The organism is Sphingomonas sp. EC-HK361, from assembly GCF_902498785.1.
Taxonomy (GTDB): Bacteria; Pseudomonadota; Alphaproteobacteria; order Sphingomonadales; family Sphingomonadaceae; genus Sphingomonas.
Window position 1 is genome coordinate 1,214,548 of record NZ_LR701494.1, and the last position, 18,555, is coordinate 1,233,102.

The 18,555-nt window shown below is 66.3% G+C and carries 22 protein-coding genes and 1 tRNA gene; 4 read left to right on the forward strand and 19 right to left on the reverse strand.

Translation table 11 applies throughout. The features are described 5' to 3' along the window. Positions 1-85 precede the first annotated feature (85 nt). From BOS5A_RS13170 to BOS5A_RS13215, 10 genes are all read right to left on the reverse strand, one after another. Positions 86-1,300 carry a phage major capsid protein gene (locus tag BOS5A_RS13170; protein WP_199857370.1) on the reverse strand — a complete coding sequence of 405 codons (1,215 nt, stop codon included), beginning with the start codon at positions 1,298-1,300 and terminating at the stop codon, positions 86-88. Between the two features lie 13 nt (positions 1,301-1,313). Next, complete coding sequence (locus BOS5A_RS13175) at positions 1,314-1,946, reverse strand: HK97 family phage prohead protease (protein WP_151955534.1); 633 nt, start codon at positions 1,944-1,946, stop codon at positions 1,314-1,316. A 130-nt stretch (positions 1,947-2,076) separates the two neighbouring features. Then, a complete protein-coding gene (locus BOS5A_RS13180) occupies positions 2,077-2,313 on the reverse strand; it encodes a hypothetical protein (protein ID WP_151955535.1) in 237 nt (78 codons plus the stop codon). A gap of 10 nt (positions 2,314-2,323) precedes the next feature. After that, positions 2,324-2,581 carry a hypothetical protein gene (locus BOS5A_RS13185; protein ID WP_151955536.1) on the reverse strand — a complete coding sequence of 86 codons (258 nt, stop codon included), beginning with the start codon at positions 2,579-2,581 and terminating at the stop codon, positions 2,324-2,326. Positions 2,582-2,858: 277 nt separating this feature from the next. Further along, positions 2,859-3,344: a hypothetical protein gene (locus tag BOS5A_RS13190; RefSeq protein ID WP_151955537.1), complete on the reverse strand. Its 486-nt coding sequence runs from the start codon at positions 3,342-3,344 to the stop codon at positions 2,859-2,861. A 406-nt stretch (positions 3,345-3,750) separates the two neighbouring features. Continuing rightward, positions 3,751-3,827: transfer RNA gene (locus tag BOS5A_RS13195), tRNA-Arg, on the reverse strand. 49 nt (positions 3,828-3,876) lie between these two features. Then, complete coding sequence (locus BOS5A_RS13200; protein WP_151955538.1) at positions 3,877-4,275, reverse strand: hypothetical protein; 399 nt, start codon at positions 4,273-4,275, stop codon at positions 3,877-3,879. Between the two features lie 13 nt (positions 4,276-4,288). Further along, positions 4,289-4,966, reverse strand: a complete 678-nt coding sequence (gene nth, locus BOS5A_RS13205) for an endonuclease III (protein ID WP_151955539.1) — start codon at positions 4,964-4,966, stop codon at positions 4,289-4,291. A 38-nt stretch (positions 4,967-5,004) separates the two neighbouring features. Then, positions 5,005-5,733, reverse strand: coding sequence for a 4-hydroxy-tetrahydrodipicolinate reductase (gene dapB, locus BOS5A_RS13210; RefSeq protein ID WP_151955540.1), 729 nt, complete (start codon positions 5,731-5,733; stop codon positions 5,005-5,007). 78 nt (positions 5,734-5,811) lie between these two features. Continuing rightward, positions 5,812-6,525 (reverse strand): L,D-transpeptidase family protein, encoded by a 714-nt coding sequence (locus BOS5A_RS13215; RefSeq protein ID WP_151955541.1) that lies wholly within the window; start codon positions 6,523-6,525, stop codon positions 5,812-5,814. A 137-nt stretch (positions 6,526-6,662) separates the two neighbouring features. Here BOS5A_RS13215 and BOS5A_RS13220 point away from each other — a divergent pair, with 137 nt between their 5' ends. Continuing rightward, positions 6,663-6,842, forward strand: coding sequence for a hypothetical protein (locus BOS5A_RS13220; RefSeq protein ID WP_151955542.1), 180 nt, complete (start codon positions 6,663-6,665; stop codon positions 6,840-6,842). Positions 6,843-6,911: 69 nt separating this feature from the next. Here the strand turns inward: BOS5A_RS13220 and BOS5A_RS13225 are convergent, their stop codons facing one another. Continuing rightward, complete coding sequence (locus BOS5A_RS13225; RefSeq protein ID WP_325058545.1) at positions 6,912-7,388, reverse strand: EF-hand domain-containing protein; 477 nt, start codon at positions 7,386-7,388, stop codon at positions 6,912-6,914. A 206-nt stretch (positions 7,389-7,594) separates the two neighbouring features. Here BOS5A_RS13225 and purB point away from each other — a divergent pair, with 206 nt between their 5' ends. After that, on the forward strand, positions 7,595-8,911 hold the full coding sequence (purB, locus tag BOS5A_RS13230) for an adenylosuccinate lyase (RefSeq protein ID WP_151955543.1): 1,317 nt from the start codon (positions 7,595-7,597) through the stop codon (positions 8,909-8,911). 32 nt (positions 8,912-8,943) lie between these two features. On the opposite strand, the gene BOS5A_RS13235 is transcribed toward purB, so the two are convergent. The 8 genes from BOS5A_RS13235 to BOS5A_RS13270 form a co-directional block, all read right to left on the reverse strand. Further along, the gene (locus BOS5A_RS13235) at positions 8,944-10,554 is read right to left on the reverse strand and encodes a hypothetical protein (RefSeq protein WP_151955544.1); all 1,611 of its coding nucleotides are present in this window, start codon (positions 10,552-10,554) and stop codon (positions 8,944-8,946) included. A gap of 109 nt (positions 10,555-10,663) precedes the next feature. Continuing rightward, positions 10,664-11,266, reverse strand: coding sequence for a TIGR02466 family protein (locus tag BOS5A_RS13240; protein ID WP_151955545.1), 603 nt, complete (start codon positions 11,264-11,266; stop codon positions 10,664-10,666). A 59-nt stretch (positions 11,267-11,325) separates the two neighbouring features. After that, positions 11,326-11,634 (reverse strand): PspC domain-containing protein, encoded by a 309-nt coding sequence (locus tag BOS5A_RS13245; protein ID WP_151955546.1) that lies wholly within the window; start codon positions 11,632-11,634, stop codon positions 11,326-11,328. Positions 11,635-11,823: 189 nt separating this feature from the next. Further along, entirely contained in the window at positions 11,824-12,396 is a 573-nt protein-coding gene (gene pth / locus BOS5A_RS13250) for an aminoacyl-tRNA hydrolase (protein WP_151956005.1), read from the reverse strand. Between the two features lie 106 nt (positions 12,397-12,502). Next, positions 12,503-13,213: a 50S ribosomal protein L25/general stress protein Ctc gene (locus tag BOS5A_RS13255; RefSeq protein WP_151955547.1), complete on the reverse strand. Its 711-nt coding sequence runs from the start codon at positions 13,211-13,213 to the stop codon at positions 12,503-12,505. 247 nt (positions 13,214-13,460) lie between these two features. Beyond that, on the reverse strand, positions 13,461-14,252 hold the full coding sequence (locus BOS5A_RS13260; protein ID WP_151955548.1) for a tryptophan 2,3-dioxygenase: 792 nt from the start codon (positions 14,250-14,252) through the stop codon (positions 13,461-13,463). Further along, complete coding sequence (locus BOS5A_RS13265) at positions 14,249-14,629, reverse strand: vgr related protein (protein ID WP_234419330.1); 381 nt, start codon at positions 14,627-14,629, stop codon at positions 14,249-14,251. The genes BOS5A_RS13260 and BOS5A_RS13265 overlap by 4 nt, the downstream gene beginning before the upstream one ends. 85 nt (positions 14,630-14,714) lie before the next feature. Next, positions 14,715-15,167 carry a copper chaperone PCu(A)C gene (locus BOS5A_RS13270; protein WP_151955550.1) on the reverse strand — a complete coding sequence of 151 codons (453 nt, stop codon included), beginning with the start codon at positions 15,165-15,167 and terminating at the stop codon, positions 14,715-14,717. A gap of 182 nt (positions 15,168-15,349) precedes the next feature. Between BOS5A_RS13270 and dnaK the strand changes: the two genes are divergently transcribed. Next, positions 15,350-17,260 carry a molecular chaperone DnaK gene (dnaK, locus tag BOS5A_RS13275; RefSeq protein WP_151955551.1) on the forward strand — a complete coding sequence of 637 codons (1,911 nt, stop codon included), beginning with the start codon at positions 15,350-15,352 and terminating at the stop codon, positions 17,258-17,260. A gap of 64 nt (positions 17,261-17,324) precedes the next feature. After that, a complete protein-coding gene (gene dnaJ, locus BOS5A_RS13280; RefSeq protein WP_151955552.1) occupies positions 17,325-18,443 on the forward strand; it encodes a molecular chaperone DnaJ in 1,119 nt (372 codons plus the stop codon). The last annotated feature ends 112 nt before the right edge of the window (positions 18,444-18,555 follow it).

Genomic DNA, 18,555 nt, shown 5'->3' on the forward strand with positions numbered 1-18,555 from the left:
ATGCTTCGGTGATGAGCCGAACCCGCCCAGGCATCGAGCTTTTCGCTATTGGTCGCGCCGCATCGACCTCGGAGTCTGGGCGAGATTACGGTGCGGTCGCGAAGCTCCCGTTGATGAGCGCCTGCGGCTGCTTGGCAGCGAAGCCGACCCGCTCCTCTCCGAGGATCGTCACGAGGTTCTTCGTGAAGTCGTCATTCTCAAAGCCGACTTCTACGCGCGCTTCCCAACGGTCGTAGAGGGTCTGCACGTTGAAGGCGCCGACGAGGAAGTCGCCAGATGCCATCGCCTGCGTCGGCACGACCGGGAGGCCGAACAGATTGGGCGCAACGTTCGTCATCGGGTCGCCCAAGATGTATCGGCCGTCCGCGTCCTTCGTCAGCCGCATCTTCCACCAATCCGCCGGGTGGATGACGATGCCGTCGGGTGGCACATCGGTCAGAGAGGCTTGGAGGATGGCGAGGCCAATCGTGTCGATCTCGTTTGCATCCGTCATGACGATCGGCGCGAGGAAATCAGTCGATTGCGGCATCATGCCGAGCAGGTTTTGCCCCGTTCCATCGCCGTAGAGCAGCTGGCTTTCCTCGCGCAGCGCCAGCCCGTAGCGCAGATCGATATCGATCATGCCTTCCAGCTGTGGCTCGTCATCCAGAATCTGGCGCGACGCCTTCATGTGGTGGGCGATCGTTCGGATGGGCGCAGTCGCCATGTCGAATTTCATATCCGACTGCGGCTTTGCCGCGCCCTCCGCCACCATGCCGGCGGCGTTGGTACCCGCCTGCTGCCGAGGATACTCCACCGATCCGCTGGTGACCTGAATGACATTGAGCAGGTTGCGGATCGTCAGACGCCGCTTCGGCAACATGGTCAGCGTGTCGCGCTGCGGGACGACCAAGGCGCCAGCAGACCCGGCCGCATTGGCGACGGAGCTTGTGATCGTAGCCTTGGTTTCGAAGCTCACTCGGTCGCGGGCGCGCATGCCCTTCACGTCGCGCCCCTTCTCGGAGGTGAACTGCTTGCCAATCGATGGGGCGCCGTCGCCGGAACCTCCGCCAGCCCGACGAGCGCTCTTCTGCTCGAGATGCTCGACGCGAGCCTTGATCTCGTCGATCGATTTCGCATCGACGCCGTGCTGCGTCAGCTTCTTCTCGACGCCCTCGATCCAGGACTTCATTTCGATTGGCGCGCGTGGCTGTGGCGGATGTCCGCCTTCATCGCGCATGTAGCGGCCCTTGGCCCGCTCAGCTGCAGTCATGGGGCCGGCCAGCGCCGCTACGCCCATCATCATCGCGAGTTTCTTCATCGTCACGGTCCTTTCAAAGTTGCGCGAGGCGCGCTGCGGATTGGGAGAAGAGCGCGGCCAGTTCGGCATCGGCGCTCGCTTCATCGTCTTGCTGGTGCATGGACTTCCACGCCGCGCCGGCTGCGGCCTTCGCTCTGCGGCCGGACACGCCGGAGGCGCGGAGCAGATCGGCAATATCCTGCGCGCTGCCGATCGACTTGACCGTCGCGACCCGCGCGCGGTCATTCATCGGCACCGAAACAAGGCTGGTTTCGAATAGTTCGACCTCGGGCAGCACCCGGACCCCATCGATGACGCGAGGTGCGCCCACCGGCTGCCAGCCGACCGAAAGCCCCGTCATCGCGCCATCCTTGGCAAGCGCGTGGGCTTCCTGCGCGTCACGAGATGCGAGGGTCATCTTGCCCTTCAGATACAGCCCTGTCGGCCGCTCCTCCCAAGCCTTCCACGCGCCGATGGGGCGCGCCAGGTCGTGGCTGTGGAGCATCGGAATGGGGCGCCCCGCACGGGAGGCGAGCGTCTTCGAAAACGCGCCGAACAATATCTGATCGCCGCCGTGATCGACATTGCCAAACCCGGCCGCGAGACCCTCGATGTGGCCGGCCTCGTCGAGCGCTTTGATTTCGAAAGGGGAGTCCGCGTAGTCCATGCGCACCTCGACTGTGGTGGGAACTCGTTCCCATTCAGCCGATCGGCGCGTTAGACGCGGGGAAGATCGGTGTGAATCCGCAGCAGCTGCGGAACAACGGGACGATGATTAAGGGAAAGAGAGTCGCGGATCAATCCCCCTCGGCCATGTGCATCGTCATCGCCGCCTGCCGCGCAAACCAGACGGGCACCTCACGCTCGCCGAGCACCGTTCCGACGATGACGACCATCGCGGTGGACAGGCCGGTAAGCACCGCGAGCCGGTCGAACCCATCGGCCTCAAGCGCTTTCACCAGGTGGATGACATCAGCCTGGGTTACTTCCGCTTCAGCGAGTTGCTTCGTCGTGGGGGTTGATTGCGCGGGCATGGGTGCTCCTTCAGAATAGCCGTAGCTGGTCAGTGTCGGGCTGGTGTGACCGACTGGCGCGCGCTTTTCCGCTCAGCGTCGATCGCGCATCGCGCCAGTTCGCGCGCACGAACGCGGCGGCGTCCTCGATGTCGATCACGTAGTCGCGCCCCTTCCGGCCGCGCTCAACGATCGGGAAGTCGGGCCGCTCGCGCATCAGCTGGCGCAGCGTTGGGGCCGAAGGCATGTCCGGCAGCGCCGCAAGCTCCCACAGCTTGCCGGTCGTCATGGCTGGCGCTCGCGGAATTTAATGACGCGGGAGGCTCGTGATGCTCGCAGGGCGGCAATCGGCGCCGGGGAGGCGCCCCGCTCCCCCATAGCGACCCTCACAGCGTCTGAAGCGCTCCCAAGCGTTTTCGAGCCGCGCGCGCGCTCAAATCGACTGCTGAACAATTCTGGAGGGCGGGTCACCGCGCAAAAGTTCGATCGCGAGAAATAAAATCCGCAGATGAGAGGGCAGGTGGTCTGCGCTGATGACGCCCCGCAGACTTTCGCATCCCCCCCGGTCATTGGTCGAAGAGCCCGAGCGCGCGACGAGCCGCGACGTGCGGTTCCGCCCGATCGCTCGCGATCTCGATGGCGCGACGAAGGTCGAGCAGGGCAGCCAGGGCGACATCGACCTTGCCAAGCATTAGATCACGGCCCGCGTCCGAAGCGGCTTGGGAGTGCGCGGGCGCGATCCCGCGGAAAGGCTTCGGGAGCGTGTCGCTGATATCGGGGAAAGCAACGGCGAGGCCGATGTCGTTATATCGCACCCCGTTGCTCTGCACTCGGCTGTGGCCGACGATCTCAAGGAGCTTGCGCATCGAAGCGAAGGTGATCGAGCCGCGCCCGTTCGCCTTTGCCCAATCGGTGTAGGCGGACATCACCTCGGTGGATTTCATCCGCGATCCGGTGACCATCCGGAGGCTGACGCGATAGAAGTCCTCGAAGTCCTGGGGCAGCGTTATTGGAAGGTGGCGTCCTTCCAGCTGGAACGACGATTTAAGCATGGGTGCTTCCAATTTTGCGCGATACGGCAGTCTCCCAAGCCGCTGTTTCGCTTAGGTTTTTCCAAGGGGGAGAATTTCTAGAAGTTGAAATGGAATAGCTGGAAGGAGAAATCAGGTCAGCTACGTGCGCGCATAGCGCGCACGCGCGCACATGTGATGGGCGGGCCGCAAACTGCTTCCACATATTCCAAAGCCGCGAAAATGCTGGCGTTTCGTGCTTCCAAACGTGGTTCCAGCCGGAAGCACGGCTCCTTCCGCGTCCAACTCGGGTGCGGGCGTTTCGCCCGACCTCACCGCCAACGATCTGGCATCGAGAATTCGGTGCCAGATCGGGAGCCACGTAGCGTAGCGGAGACGATAGCGGAGACAACCCGCGAGGGGTGTCTCCTAAAAATGGCGGAAAAGCTGGCGCACCCGACAGGATTCGAACCTGTGGCCTCTGCCTTCGGAGGGCAGCGCTCTATCCAGCTGAGCTACGGGTGCCGGTGCCTGTCGGGGCGTTAGCGTGTCGGGTCCGATTGCGCCAGTCGTTTTAGCGTTTGGGCCGGGGCGTCAGCATCACTGGCTGGAACATGCCCAACCCGCACGTGGCTCCGCGTCCAAAACCCGGACCTTGCAACACGGTGATCGTATCGATCGAACACAATTGTCCGAGCGTCGTGGCGTAGGCGAAGCGCTGTTCGAAGCCGAGGCTGGGACATGCATTGGGCAGCGTGTTGCGGAAAACGCGGCGGTCGTTCGTCACGAAATCGATGACTCGGTCGCTTCGCACCCGCGTTTCGTTGATGCGGCTGAGCGAGATGCAGCTTTGCGCCTTGCCGGCCGGAATCGCTTCCGGCACCGGCCGCTCATCGCGGCCCCAGGCGTCGGTTGCGGCCGCAAGACCCACCAGTCCCGTGGCGGCGGCGAGGGTCAGAACGTAGCGGCGCATCGCGAAAACCTCCTCAGCCCGCGTCTGTCGCCGTTGCCTTGGAGACATGCGTCGCGGGCGTCTTCGTCTTGGGCTTGAACGCGCAGAGATCGCAAACGATGCACCGCCAGCATTCGGGGCGGCGCGCCTTGCAGACATAGCGACCGTGGAGGATCAGCCAGTGGTGCGCGTGCAGCCGGAACGGTTGCAGGGTTGCCTTGTCGAGCGCCTTTTCGACCGCGAGCGGAGTCCTGCCGCGGGCAAGCCCGGTGCGGTTGCCGACGCGGAAAATGTGGGTATCGACCGCGAAGGTCTCCGCGCCGAAGGCGGTGTTCATCACGACATTCGCGGTCTTTCGCCCGACGCCGGGCAGCGCCTCCAGCGCGTCGCGATCGGCTGGCACGCGGCCGGCATGATCAGCGACCAGCGCCTGCGACAGCGCGATGACGTTCTTCGCCTTGGTGTTGAACAGCCCGATCGTCCTGATGTGATCCTTCAGCCCCGCCTCGCCGAGCGCGATCATCTGCGCAGGCGTCTTCACCTTCGCGAAGAGCGCGCGCGTCGCCTTGTTGACGCCGGCATCGGTCGCCTGGGCGGAGAGGACGACCGCGACGAGCAGCTGGAAGTGGTTGCCGGAGACGAGCTCGGTTTCCGGGTGCGGGTTGTCGGCCGCGAGCCGGCTGTAGAATTCGACGACATCGGCCTTCTTCAAAGCCCGATCCTCACAGCCGATTCCTCATTGCCGAATCCTCACAGGCCCAGCACCTCGTTCATGCCGTAACGCCCCGCTGGCTTGCCGACGAGCCACAGCGCCGCCTTCACCGCGCCGCGCGCGAAGATCGAGCGATCCTCGCCGCGGTGGCCGAGCTCGATCCGCTCGCCCGGCCCCGCGAAGATCACCTGATGATCGCCGACGACCGAGCCGCCGCGCAGCGACGCGAAGCCGATCGTGCCGTCGGTGCGCGCGCCGCTGAGCCCCGCGCGACTGTCGACCCGCGTTTCGGCGAGCGTTGTCTCCCGCCCCTCCGCCGCCGCCTCGCCGAGCAGCAGCGCGGTGCCGGACGGCGCATCGACCTTGTGGCGATGGTGCATTTCGACGATCTCGATATCCCATTCCGCGCCGAGGCGCGCCGCGGCCTCGCGCACCAGCCGGCGCAGCAGCGTGACGCCGAGCGAGGTGTTGCCCGTCTGGAGGACCGCGACGTGCCGCGCCGCGCGGTCGATCGCCTCGTGGTGCGCGGCGCTCAGCCCCGTCGTGCCGACGACGATCGGCGTGCCCGCTGCGACGGCGGCGTCCAGATGCGCCTCCAGGGCGCTGGGCGCGGAAAAGTCGACCAGCACGTCCGCGCCGTGCGCCAGTGCGGCGGCATCGTCGCCCGCATCGACCCCGCCCGCGATCGTCGCGCCTTCCTCTTCCGCGATCTCGGCGATGACGCGACCCATGCGGCCTGCGCTGCCATAGATACCGATCGCACTCACGCTGCTCTCCCGATCACCGCCATTCGCGCCCTGCATGGCAGGATCGCGCCGACAGGGACAGTCAGCGCGCGCGAAATGTCACGCGGTCGGCCGGCGCTCGTCGGGTTTCTCGATCGCATCGCCCATGTGCAGCCGCTTGCCGCGCGTGACGATGACGCGGGTGCCTATCTGCGTCGCGGCGAACAGCTTCTTCGCAAATCCGATCGGCACGCCGATGCAGCCATGTGTCGCCGCCCCCCATTCGACCTTCGATCCGTGGATCGACACGCCGTCATTGGTCAGCCGCAACATATAGGGCATCGGCGCCGCGTAGAGGTTGGACACATGGTCCGCGTCCTTTTCGCTGATCGGATAGACGCCGAGCGGGGTCGGGAAATTGTCCGCGCCGTAGAGGATCACCGCCGCGCCGATCTCGTAGCCGTCGCGAAAGGCGGACAGCGTCTGCGCGGCGAGATCGACGGTGACGACGACCGGCCCCGTCGCGGGCGCTCCCTTCTCGTTCCACACCCAGTCGCCGTGCTGGAAAGGCGACGGCACGTCGAGCACGCGGCGCACGACGAACGGGTCGGCGGAAGGTTTGGAGATCGGCGCCGGCGCAATCCTGGCCGGCTTCACGGCAGGGGGGGCCGGTATCGCAGGCCGATCAACCGCGTTTGCGGGCACGGCATTGGCGAGGGTCGCGGGCGGATCCCCCTCCCCGCGCGTCGCCGCGATGTTCAGGGCGATCGCCGCGACGGCGCCCACCGCGATCAACGGCGGCGCGAGGCGGTGGACAAGCGGGCGGATCGGCATACCGTCATGTCTATGCGGCGGATTGATTAACATCGCCACCCTTGTCCGCTTGATGCTGCGGCTCGTGCCGGGCTGGGACGATTGCGTTTCGCCGGCGACTGGCCGAAGGCGCAGCAGCGCAGAGAGAGGATGCCGTTATGACCGAGCGTTTCGAACGGCACCGCCAGCCCTGGACGACCGACGAAATCCAGAAGCTCCACACGCTGGCGAAGAAGGGAATGGCGCTGAAGGCGATTGCCAGGGCGCTGAAGCGGAGCGAGGAATCGACCAAGGATCGCGCCAAGGCCGATGGGCTGAGCATCGCCAAGCTGCGCTGAGAACAGCCACGCGAAACGGCCGGCGGGTCACCCCGCCGGCCGTTCGCCCGTAGTGCACTCAGGTCGGTATTACGACGCCTGGGTGCCCTTGCTCAGGAAGCCGGTCAGTTCGTCCTTCGACACCGACTTCGACTTGTCCGCATCCGCCTGCGCAAACGCGGCGTCGTTCCACTTCTTGTCGGCGGCAGCGTCCTTCTTGGCGCTGGGATCGGCCGCCTTGAGGGCGGTCATCCAAGACGCGAATTCGGTCTTGCTGAGATTGCCGTCCGAATTCTTGTCATAGGTCGGGAACTCGGTGTTGACGACCTGCGCGACCTGGTCACCCGAGGCCGCGGGCTGAGCCGCGGTTGCGGCCGGATCGGCGGGCGTAGCCGGCGTCGCGGGCTGCGCCTGCATCGGATCGGTCGCGGTCGCCGGTGCCGCAGGAGTGGTCTGCGTAGCAGGCGCCGTCTGCTGCAGAGCAGCCGGGGCGGTCTGTGCAGTCTGGGCGGCGACCGGAACAGCAATCGTCATCGCGCTTGCAAGAAAAGCGATCTTCAACATCATCGTTCTCCAATAGTTGAACTTTGCATTATGCTCACCGCGATTATCTTGCGATGGGCGGGAAACTGAGCGGTATCAACCCGCGACTTGCCATATGGGTCCTGCGACTTGGATTTGAACCCTCGGTTCATCCCTGCTAGGGCGCGCCTCAACCCGCACACCCCCGAATCACGGGGTGAACCGTGCCATCCCAGCGACGGAGAAAATCGATGGTCCCCCGCTATTCGCGCCCCGAGATGGTGGCGATCTGGACGCCCGAGGCGCGGTTCCGCATCTGGTTCGAGATCGAGGCGCACGCGACCGACGCGCTGGCGGAGCTGGGCGTGGTGCCGAAGGACGCCGCGGCCGCGCTGTGGCGGTGGTGGGATACGAACCCGGCGATCGACGTCGCCGCGATCGACGCGATCGAGGCGGTGACGAAGCACGACGTCATTGCCTTCCTCACCTGGGTCGCGGAGCAGGTGGGCGAAGACGCGCGCTTCATGCACCAGGGCATGACCTCGTCCGACGTGCTCGACACCTGCCTTGCGGTGCAGCTGGCGCGCGCGGCCGATATCCTGCTGGCCGATATCGACGCGTTGCTGGTGGTCCTCGAACGGCGCGCGCGCGAGCACAAGCTGACCCCTACGATCGGCCGCAGCCACGGCATCCATGCCGAACCCGTTACCTTCGGGCTGAAACTGGCACAGGCGCATGCCGAATTCAGCCGCAACCGCGCGCGGCTGATCGCGGCGCGGGCGGACATCGCGACGTGCGCAATTTCGGGCGCGGTCGGCACCTTCGCCAATATCGATCCGCGGGTCGAGGCGCATGTGGCGGCGAAGCTGGGCCTGTCGGTCGAGCCCGTCTCCACCCAGGTCATCCCGCGCGATCGCCATGCGATGTTCTTCGCGACGCTGGGGGTGATCGCCTCGTCGATCGAACGGCTGGCGACCGAGGTGCGTCACCTCCAGCGCACAGAAGTGCTGGAGGCGGAGGAGTATTTCTCGCCCGGGCAGAAGGGCTCGTCGGCGATGCCGCACAAGCGCAATCCGGTGCTGACCGAAAACCTGACCGGCCTTGCGCGGATGGTGCGCGGCTATGTCACGCCGGCGCTCGAGAACGTCGCGCTGTGGCACGAGCGCGACATCAGCCATTCGTCGGTCGAGCGCTATATCGGCCCGGACGCGACGATCACGCTCGACTTCGCGCTCGCACGACTGACGGGCGTGATGGACAAGCTGCTCGTCTATCCCGAGCGTATGGAGAACAACCTCAACAAGATGGGCGGGCTGGTGCATTCGCAGCGGGTGCTGCTGGCGCTGACTCAGGCCGGGGTCAGCCGCGAGGACGCCTACCGGCTGGTTCAGCGCAACGCGATGAAGGTGTGGGAGAGCGACGGGGCGCTGTCGCTCATGGCGCTGCTTACGGCCGACCCCGAGGTGACGGCGGCCCTGTCGCGGGCCGAGATCGCGGAAAAGTTCGACCTCGATTACCACCTCGCCCATGTCGACACGATCTTCGCGCGGGTATTCGGGACTGCCTGACTGAGTCCCCATGGGGAAGAGCGCCGCGCGGCTTATCGGCGCGGCGGCCCGCTGCGATCGCCGTCCGGTCTTCCGCCGTGCCCCCCGCCACCGGGATTACCACCGCCGCTGGGGCGCGGTGCGGCCTGGGGCTGCGCGGCACGCGGCGCCTGTCGCGCCTCGGCGCGCTGGCTTTCGGCCTGAGCACGCTGAGACTGTTGCGCTTGGCGGGCCTGATCGCGCTGCGACTGCTGCGCCACCCGCGCTTCGGCTCTCGCCTGTTGACGCCCTGCCTCCGCAGCGCGCGCTTGCTGCATACGCTCCTGACCCCGCGCCACTTGCATTTGCTCCCGGCCGGCGCGCGCCTGCGCGCGGGCTTCGGCGCGTGGCTGCTGCCGGTCTGCACGCGCGATATTTTCCGCGGCCGTCGGCCGCTGGGCCTGTCGACGAGCATCGGTTTGCGGCTCACGCTCGCGACGGGCGCGCTCGGGAGGCGCTTCAGCGATACGTTGCCCTCGAGCGACCTCCTGCGCGCGCCGGTCCTGGCCGGGACGCGCCAAGCGTTGCGGTTCGTTGACGACCTGCATCGTCTCGCGGCGACGCGCCTGGTTGCCGGCGATCTGGCGCTGAACGGTTTCCGCGCGATCGGGACGAGGAGCAATATCGGGTCGCCGGTCGTCCCCGGCGCGCTGGCGATCGTCCCCGCGCAGCCGCTCTAGCAGACCGCTCTCGCGCCCTGGCTGTGCAGGGCGAGCCGCGAAACGTTCCAGCGCGGCCTGCGCGGGCGCGAACCGCGCCTTGTCCTTCGCCCATGATGCCTGTTGCCAGCGCACCGGGATGGCGCGCGGTGGCGGCGGGGTGCGGAAATCCCGCTGCTGCCAGGCGGCGTAGCGGCGGGTGTCCGCCTCGCGGCGAATCTCTTCAGGCTGCCAGTGGCGCTGCTGCCGTGGCGCGATCGTCTCGTGATAGGCGACCCACCCAGGCTGACGCGGGCGATTCTGCTGCCAGCGCGCACGCGACTGCGCGATGACCGGGCGCTGGCGCACCCAGTTCGCGGCGATCACCCCGCGGCGCGGGTTCGCGCGCGATGCCCGCCACAGATCGCGGCCGCGCACGAAATAGCGCGAGGCGTAGCCGATCTGCGGGCCGTAGGATTCATAAGGGACCACCGCGCCATCGGCTGCATAGACGACCGCCAGTTGCCCGTCGTCATAGCCATAGCCGTAGCGCGGATCGCGGATGAAATAGGGCGTCTCGGCATCCGGGCGGTAGTAATAATAGCGGTAGCCGCCATCGATCGGCTCCGCAAACGAGACGCTGTCGTCATAGCCCTGCCACGCCCAGGGATCGACGCCGTCATAGTCGAAGCCGTAATCGGGCGGCGCATCGCCAAGCGCATTCATGAAGCCGTAAGCCTGATCGGCATAGGCATAGGCGTCGCCCGGCGCGACCGTTCGGACGGCGGGAATGGCGCGGGTATCGGGCAGCTCGGACGGGCCGGGTGCATAGGCGACCGGGGTCGCGGCACCGCTCGCCAGCGGCAGCGTCGCGGGTAGATCGGGCAGCGCGGGCGCGGCGGTTTCGCTGCGCGCCGTCTGGTCGCTCGCCTTGTTGCAGGCGGACAGCGCAAGGCTCGCCGCGAGCGCGGTCGCAGCGGTGCGCATCAGGCGTGATCTGGTAAACGCGAACATGGCATCGGATCTCCCGTCGATGCCCCCTTAAACGCTTGTCTAGCCGATCGTTCCTGAACAGCGGGTGCGCCGCCTGTTCATGTCAGCGATAGTTGAAGCTGATGCTCATCCGGTCGCCCTTGCCGGCATGCGGCATCACCTCGTGACGCAGCCAGCTTTCCCACAGGAACACGCTGCCCGCCTGCGGTTCAGCATAGACGAACGGGCGCAGCGCCTCCGGCGCATCGTCGGCGCGCTGGGGGGCGGCCATCATCAGCCCGAGCCGAGGGTCCTCCAGCTTCAGCGCGCCCGAGCCCGACGGCACCGCGACGTAGAGCGTGCCGGAGACGACGCTGCCGGGATGGACGTGGCCCGAATGCGTGCCGCCCGGCTTCATCAGATTGACCCACAGATGATCGACCTTCAGCCGCCGTCCGCCTAAATCGAAGGCGCAGGCTCGCGCGAAGGCGGCGACATGGCGGTTCAGCGCGCGGACGAGATCGGCAAAGGCTGGATCGCGCAGCGGCAAATCGTCGAGCGAGGCGTAGGAGGTGTAGCCGCGATAGCCATGCGCCTTCGACCAGTTGCGCCCCGCGCGATCCTCCTGCGCCAGCATTTGAACCGACCGGGCCAAGTCCTCGATCAGCGCATCGTCCCCCAGCGGCGCGTCGTAGAAGGGCGTGGCGAAGAGCTGGCGGACGGACATGTCCCCTTCGAAAGCACGCCGGCGCGCACGCGGCAAGCGCGCCGGCTTGCTGACCCCGATCAGGCGGCCATTTCCAGTGCGAAGTCGTCATTCTGGCCCGTGGCGGCGGCTGGGGCGACGGCCACGGCCTTACCTTGGCTGCGTGCGCGTGCCGGAAAGAGCAGCCGCGATCCGAGAACCGCGACGCCGAGCGCGAGATAGGTCGCGATGACGACCACCGGGTTGATGAGCAGCGCGACGCCGAAGACCACGCGCAGGATCAGCGGGTTGAACCCGAAATCCTGGCCGATCGCCTCGCACACGCCAAAGAAGGTGTCATCGCGGGCGAAGAGGGAGGGCTTTGCGCTGGTCGTCGGGGCTTCGGTCATCGTTTCGTCCTTTTGGCAAAACGGACCAGGTGGCCCGCCGGATAGCCACCGCTAAGCAGGGGACGTGCCAGAAGGAAAAAACGATTATATTTCAATCGCAAGACGGGATGATCGTTCGAATCGTCGTCCGCGAACCGCCTTTTCGTTTGCCAATAGTTGGCAAAACGCGCCGCTCACGCGAGACCGCTGTCAATTGTCCTGCAAGCGCAGCGCGATATCGTTCATGAAGCGGACGTCGTCGCCCTTCGCAAGCCACTCGGCCTCCGCCGCGATCGCACCGAGCACGTCGGTCAGTGGCTCGATCTCGCTCTTGGCGTAGTTGCCGAGGACGTGACCCGTCACGCGCTCCTTGTGGCCGGGATGCCCGATTCCGATCCGCACCCGCCGGAACGCGTCACCTAAGTGCTGGATGCTCGACCGGATGCCGTTATGCCCGGCCGCCCCGCCGCCGCGCTTCACCTTCACCTTGAACGGCGCGAGATCGAGCTCGTCGTAGAAGACCGTCACGTCCTGCGGCGTCAGCTTGTAGAAGCGCATCGCCTCGCCGATCGATCGGCCGCTTTCGTTCATGAAGGTCGCCGGCTTCAGGAGGATGACCTTCTCGTGGCCGATGCGGCCTTCCTGCACCCAGCCCTGGAACTGCTTCTTCACCGCGCCGAAGTCGTGGACCTCGGCGATCGCATCGGCGGCCATGAAGCCGACATTGTGGCGGTGCATCGCATATTGCGCGCCCGGATTGCCGAGCCCGGCCCAGATCTGCATCGTCATGGCAAAACAATCCGTTCGTGCTGAGCCTGTCGAAGCACTGCCCTTCTTCCTTCCTTCCAGAAGAAGTACAGCCCTTCGACAAGCTCAGGGCAAACGGGCGTTATTCGGCGGTCTTATCGCCTTCGCCGGCTGCGTCGGCGTCGCCCTCGGCAGCGGCTTCATCGCCGCCCTCGGCTTCGGCAGCCGCTTCGGCGGCCTCAGCGGCCTGCGCCTCGGCGACTTCGGCCTCGAGCGCCTCGTCCTCGGCGGTCGGCACGGTCGGCGGCACGATCGTCGCGATGGTGAAGTCGCGGTCATCGACCGACGGTTCGACGCCCTTGGGCAACGTGACGTCGGAGATGTGGATCGCGTCGCCGATCTCGCGGCCCTTCAGCGAAATCGTGATCTCGCTCGGGATTTCGCTCGCGTCGCAGACCAGCTCGACTTCGTGGCGCACGACGTTCAGCACGCCGTTGCCCTGCTTGATGCCGGGGGCCTCTTCCTCGTCGATGAAGTGGACGGGAACCTGCACCGTCACCGTCGTGTGCGCGGAGATGCGCAGGAAGTCGACGTGCAGCGGGCGATCGGTGACCGGGTGGAAGTGGACGTCCTTGGGCAGCGTGCGCTGGCCGGCGACCATCACGACCGTGTTCATGAAGTGGCCGGTCGACAGCGCGCGGACGAGCGCCTTTTCCTCGAGATGAATCGAGACTGGTTCCTTGTTCTGGCCATAGATGACGGCGGGGACGCGGCCTTCACGACGAAGCGCCCGGGAGGCTCCCTTGCCAGCCCGGTCGCGCGTCTCGGCTGCGAGCGTCAGTTGTTCGCTCATTGCAATGCTCCGAAATGCGAGTGTTTCTTGGCTTCTCCGCCACGCCTCCAGGGATGACCATGACGGGAAGCGGGCGCGCATAGCGGGAGTCAGGCGATTTGGCAACCGGCGCGGCTAGGACTTAGGCTGAAGCCCGATCCTTTCGACGTCACCCCGGACCTGATCCGGGGTCCCGCCGGGCCGGATGGTAGAAAAGAAGCTGAACCCCGGATCAAGTCCGGGGTGACGAATCAATATGGGATCAGCGCTACAGCGAGGTGCGCACGTTCAGCAGTTCGGGGAAGAAGCGCTGCTCGACGACGCGCGCCAGATACGGGACACCCGCCGTCCCGCCGGTGCCCGTCTTGAAGCCGATGACTCGCTCCACGGTCTTCAGATGCCCGAAGCGCCAGAGCTGGAAGTGATATTCCAGATCGACGAGCTTTTCGGCAAGTTCGTACAGGTCCCAATAGCGCGCCGGATCGGCATAGACGGCTGCCCAGGCGCGCTCGACGCCGTCAGACGGCGCAGCGGTTTCGGCCCAGTCGCGCTCCAGCCGGTCGGCGGGCACCGCGATACCGTGGCGGTCGAGAAGCCGCAGCGCCTCGTCATACAGGCTCGGCCGTGCGAGTTCCCCCGACAGCGCGGCCTCGACCGGCGGGTCGCCGACGAAGACCGCGACCATCGCGGGGTTGCGGTTGCCCATCATGAACTCGAGCAGCCGATACTGGTCCGACTGGAAGCCCGAACTCGACCCCAGGCTGCCGCGCATCCGCCGGTAATCGGCGGGGGTCATCGTGGCGAGCACCTCCCACGACTGGATCAGCTGCGCCTGGATGCGGCTGACCCGCGCCATCATCTTCAGCGCCGGCGAAAGGTCGTCCGCCGCGATGAGCCGCCGTGCCTCCGACAGTTCGTGCAGGCACAGCTTCATCCACAATTCGCTCGACTGATGGATGGTGATGAACAGCAGCTCGTCATGCGCATCGGACAGCGGCGACTGGACGTCGAGCAGTTCGGACAGGCGCAGATAGCTGCGATAGGTGATCGGGTTCGTCATGCGGGGCGGAATGGCAGGATCGTCTCGTAGGTGGCAAGGGGCGGAGCGCCGATCACGGGCGATCCGGCGCGCAGCAGAAAGGCGTGGCGGACGATCTCCGCCTGCTGCTCCAGCCCGTAGCGCCTCAGCGGCCAGCCCGGCTTCACGCTGTAGTGATAGCGGCAAAAAGGATGGCGGCGCAGCGGCAGGTTGATCCCGACCTGGTGCTGCCAGACATGGCACATCTCGTGGATGAACAGGCCTTGATCGCCCAGCGCTGCCGCGGCGAAATCGTCACGGTAGAGGTCGCCGTGCGGGTGGAAATGGAGCGACCCGGTCGGCGCCATGACGACATGACGCGGCTGGAAGAACGCCCATTTCCGGTTGCACACCCGCACGCGCGCATAATCGATCGCCTCGCCGTAGACCGACCGCGCGAGGTCGATCTCGCCGCGGGTCAGGGGGCGGTCTGCAGTCAGCGCCTCAATCCTTGGGCGCGGGGTCGCCGGCCGCGATCACCGGCGCGTTGGCGGTCATCCGGGTGCCGCCGGCAAAAGTGAAGGTCAGCATCGTCTTGCCGCCGGGCTTGTAGCCGGGATCGATGCCGAACAGCATCGCGTGGCGGCCGCCGGGTTCGAAACGGATCGTCGTCTTCGCGGGGATGGTCACGCGCGGGATCGCGGCCATCGTCATCACGCCGCTTTCCGATTTCGATTCGTGCATCTCGCTACGAAGCGCGATGTCGGCGGACACCGCGACCAGCGTCTGCGGCGCAGGGCCGGCGTGGAGATCGAAATAGGCGGCGGCCGGGCGGCCGGGAACGGCGGGCAGCCGCACCCAGACATGGTCGATGCGCATCGGCTCCGGCTCGCCGCAGGCAGCGAGCGGCAGCGCAAGCAGTTGGGCGGAAATCAGTGCGCGAAAACCGTGTCGCAAGCCATGTCTCCCGGGGCGGCACAACAGGCCCGTTCCTCTAGGACGCGCATAATCTTGCGGCAAGCGACAGCCCACCTATATCGCCTGCAGCATGACGGTTCGCGCCGCCGGTTTTCGGGCCGGTTCAGGGGCGTTGCCGCACTATTGATATTGCGTTGTATTGCAGGGGCTAAGGCACACATATGGCAAAAGTAATCGGTATCGATCTGGGCACCACCAACAGCTGCGTCGCGGTGATGGAGGGCGGCAAGCCCAAGGTGATCGAGAATGCGGAAGGCGCGCGCACGACGCCGTCGATCGTCGCCTTCGCCAAGGACGGCGAGCGACTGGTCGGCCAGCCGGCGAAGCGCCAGGCGGTGACCAACGGCGACAACACGATCTTCGCGGTGAAGCGCCTGATCGGCCGCCGCTTCGACGATCCGATCACCAAGAAGGATACCGAGCTCGTTCCCTATCACATCGTGAAGGGCGCGAACGGCGACGCATGGGTGCAGGCGGGTGGCAAGGATTACAGCCCGTCGCAGATCAGCGCTTTCACGCTGCAGAAGATGAAGGAAACCGCCGAAAGCTATCTCGGTGAGACGGTGACGCAGGCGGTCATCACCGTACCGGCCTATTTCAACGACGCACAGCGCCAGGCGACCAAGGACGCCGGCCAGATCGCTGGCCTCGAAGTGCTGCGTATCATCAACGAGCCGACCGCGGCTGCGCTCGCCTATGGGCTGGAAAAGCAGGACGGCAAGACGATCGCGGTCTATGACCTTGGCGGCGGCACCTTCGACGTCTCGATCCTCGAGATCGGCGACGGCGTGTTCGAGGTGAAGGCGACCAACGGCGATACCTTCCTGGGCGGCGAGGATTTCGACAACAAGCTCGTCGAATATCTGGCCGAGGGTTTCAAGAAGGACGAGGGGATCGACCTCTCGAAGGACAAGCTCGCGCTCCAGCGGCTGAAGGAAGCGGCGGAGAAGGCGAAGATCGAGCTGTCGTCGGCGGCCTCGACCGAAGTGAACCTGCCCTTCATCACCGCCGACCAGAACGGCCCGAAGCACCTGGTCAAGACGATCACCCGCGCCGATCTGGAGAAGCTGGTCGACAGCCTGATCCAGCGCACGATCGAGCCGATGAAGAAGGCGCTGGCCGATGCCGGCATCAAGGCCGCCGATATCGCCGAAGTCGTCCTGGTCGGCGGCATGACCCGCATGCCCAAGGTGCGCGAGGCGGTGAAGAATTTCTTCGGCAAGGACCCGCACACCGGTGTCAACCCGGATGAGGTCGTGGCGATGGGTGCGGCGATTCAGGCGGGCGTGCTGCAGGGCGACGTGAAGGACGTGCTGCTGCTCGACGTGACCCCGCTGTCGCTGGGCATCGAGACGCTGGGTGGCGTGTTCACCCGCATGATCGATCGCAACACGACGATCCCGACCAAGAAGAGCCAGACCTATTCGACCGCCGACGACAATCAGGGCGCGGTCACCATCCGCGTCTTCCAGGGCGAGCGCGAGATGGCGGCGGACAACAAGATGCTCGGCCAGTTCGATCTGGTCGGCATTCCGCCGGCACCGCGCGGCGTGCCACAGATCGAGGTCACGTTCGACATCGACGCCAACGGCATCGTCAACGTCAGCGCCAAGGACAAGGGCACCGGCAAGGAACAGCAGATCCGGATCCAGGCCTCGGGCGGTCTGTCGGACGCAGATATCGAGCAGATGGTCCGCGACGCCGAGAGCTTCGCCGAGGACGACAAGAAGCGCCGTGAGGCCGCCGAGGCGAAGAACAACGCCGAAAGCCTGATCCACACGACCGAACGCCAGCTGGCCGACAATGGCGACAAGATCGACGCCGGCCTGAAGTCCGAGATCGAGGCGGCGATCGCGGAAGCGAAGACCGCCGTAGAGGGCGGCGAGCCCGCGGCGATGACAGAGAAGGCGCAGGCCCTCGCGCAGGTCGCGATGAAGATGGGGCAGGCGATCTACGAGAAGCAGCAGCAGGCGGAAGCCTCGCCGTCTGCGGGTGGCGATGCCGCTGCCGAAGCGCCGAAGGAAGACGTGGTCGACGCGGAATTCTCCGAAGTCGACGACAACAAGGCGTAAGGACTATGGTCTCCCCGTCGTATCGGCACGCGCTGGTGAGGCGGGGGGAGCGTAGGGGGCGAGTATGACCACCACCGTCGATTATTACGAGCTGCTCGAATGCGAGCGCACCGCGGACGCGGGCACGATCAAGTCGTCCTATCGCAAGCTCGCGATGAAGTATCACCCCGACAAGAATGGCGGGTGCAAGGATCACGAGGCGCGCTTCAAGGCGGTGAGCGAGGCCTATGAGGTCCTGAAGGACCCGCAGAAGCGCGCGGCGTATGATCGCTTCGGCCATGCCGCCTTCCAGAATGGCGGGGGGGGCGGCGCGCAGGATTTCGGCGGGTTCTCCGACATTTTCGAAAGCGTCTTCGGCGAGTTCATGGGCGGCCAGCGCGGCGGCGGGCGCCAGGCGGCGCGCCGCGGCGCGGACCTGCGCTACGACATGGAGGTCACGCTCGAGGAAGCCTATCACGGCAAGGCGACCGAGATCACCGTCGATGTTTCCGCGCAGTGCGACACCTGCGACGGCACCGGCGCGAAGCCCGGCACGTCGGCGCACCGCTGCAACACCTGTGGTGGCCACGGCAAGGTCCGCGCGCAGCAGGGCTTCTTCGTGGTCGAGCGCGCCTGCCCGGTCTGCCAGGGCGCGGGCGAGGTCATCGACGATCCCTGCCGCGACTGCCGCGGCGACGGCCGGGTCGAGCGCACGAAGACGCTGTCGGTCAACATTCCCGCCGGGGTCGACGAGGGCACCCGCATCCGCCTGACCGGCGAGGGCGAGGCGGGCCCGCGCGGTGCGCCGCCGGGCGATCTCTACATCTTCCTCCACGTGAAGCGCCACGCGATCTTCGAACGCGAGGGCACGACTCTGTTCGCGCGCGCGCCGGTCAGCTTCACCACCGCGGCGCTTGGCGGGGTGCTGTCGATCCCGGGCCTGGACGGCAAGACGCACGACATCAGGATTCCGGTCGGCATCCAGTCGGGCAAGCAGATCCGCCAGCGCGGCGCCGGCATGCCCGTGCTGCAGGGCCGCGGCGCGGGCGACCTGGTCATTCAGATCGAAGTCGAGACGCCGACGAAGCTTTCCACCCGCCAGCGCGAATTGCTCGAGATGTTCCGCGAAACCGAAACCGGCGACGAATGCCCGGCTGCCCATGGCTTCTTCGCGAAGCTGAAAGGCGTGTTCGCGGCGGAGTGAACCGCGCGGCACCATCCGTCTAACGGAATGGTAAACCCGCACGTTCGGGCTGCCTCACAATGTTGCAGGGCGTAGCGTCACCCGCCCGCCCCTTGGCAAGCGGAGAACGCGC

Bases quoted from the DNA above. Each gene is read 5' to 3' on its own strand.
- pth (WP_151956005.1), bottom strand. From the start codon at position 12,396: ATGCAGATCTGGGCCGGGCTCGGCAATCCGGGCGCGCAATATGCGATG.
- BOS5A_RS13200 (WP_151955538.1), bottom strand. From the start codon at position 4,275: ATGCGCCGCTACGTTCTGACCCTCGCCGCCGCCACGGGACTGGTGGGT.
- BOS5A_RS13190 (WP_151955537.1), bottom strand. From the start codon at position 3,344: ATGCTTAAATCGTCGTTCCAGCTGGAAGGACGCCACCTTCCAATAACG.
- BOS5A_RS13225 (WP_325058545.1), bottom strand. From the start codon at position 7,388: ATGATGTTGAAGATCGCTTTTCTTGCAAGCGCGATGACGATTGCTGTT.
- BOS5A_RS13240 (WP_151955545.1), bottom strand. From the start codon at position 11,266: ATGTCCGTCCGCCAGCTCTTCGCCACGCCCTTCTACGACGCGCCGCTG.
- dnaK (WP_151955551.1), top strand. From the start codon at position 15,350: ATGGCAAAAGTAATCGGTATCGATCTGGGCACCACCAACAGCTGCGTC.
- BOS5A_RS13175 (WP_151955534.1), bottom strand. From the start codon at position 1,946: ATGGACTACGCGGACTCCCCTTTCGAAATCAAAGCGCTCGACGAGGCC.
- BOS5A_RS13170 (WP_199857370.1), bottom strand. From the start codon at position 1,300: ATGAAGAAACTCGCGATGATGATGGGCGTAGCGGCGCTGGCCGGCCCC.
- BOS5A_RS13220 (WP_151955542.1), top strand. From the start codon at position 6,663: ATGACCGAGCGTTTCGAACGGCACCGCCAGCCCTGGACGACCGACGAA.
- purB (WP_151955543.1), top strand. From the start codon at position 7,595: ATGGTCCCCCGCTATTCGCGCCCCGAGATGGTGGCGATCTGGACGCCC.
- dnaJ (WP_151955552.1), top strand. From the start codon at position 17,325: ATGACCACCACCGTCGATTATTACGAGCTGCTCGAATGCGAGCGCACC.
- BOS5A_RS13185 (WP_151955536.1), bottom strand. From the start codon at position 2,581: ATGACGACCGGCAAGCTGTGGGAGCTTGCGGCGCTGCCGGACATGCCT.
- BOS5A_RS13255 (WP_151955547.1), bottom strand. From the start codon at position 13,213: ATGAGCGAACAACTGACGCTCGCAGCCGAGACGCGCGACCGGGCTGGC.
- BOS5A_RS13180 (WP_151955535.1), bottom strand. From the start codon at position 2,313: ATGCCCGCGCAATCAACCCCCACGACGAAGCAACTCGCTGAAGCGGAA.
- BOS5A_RS13235 (WP_151955544.1), bottom strand. From the start codon at position 10,554: ATGCGCACCGCTGCGACCGCGCTCGCGGCGAGCCTTGCGCTGTCCGCC.
- BOS5A_RS13260 (WP_151955548.1), bottom strand. From the start codon at position 14,252: ATGACGAACCCGATCACCTATCGCAGCTATCTGCGCCTGTCCGAACTG.
- BOS5A_RS13215 (WP_151955541.1), bottom strand. From the start codon at position 6,525: ATGCCGATCCGCCCGCTTGTCCACCGCCTCGCGCCGCCGTTGATCGCG.
- BOS5A_RS13245 (WP_151955546.1), bottom strand. From the start codon at position 11,634: ATGACCGAAGCCCCGACGACCAGCGCAAAGCCCTCCCTCTTCGCCCGC.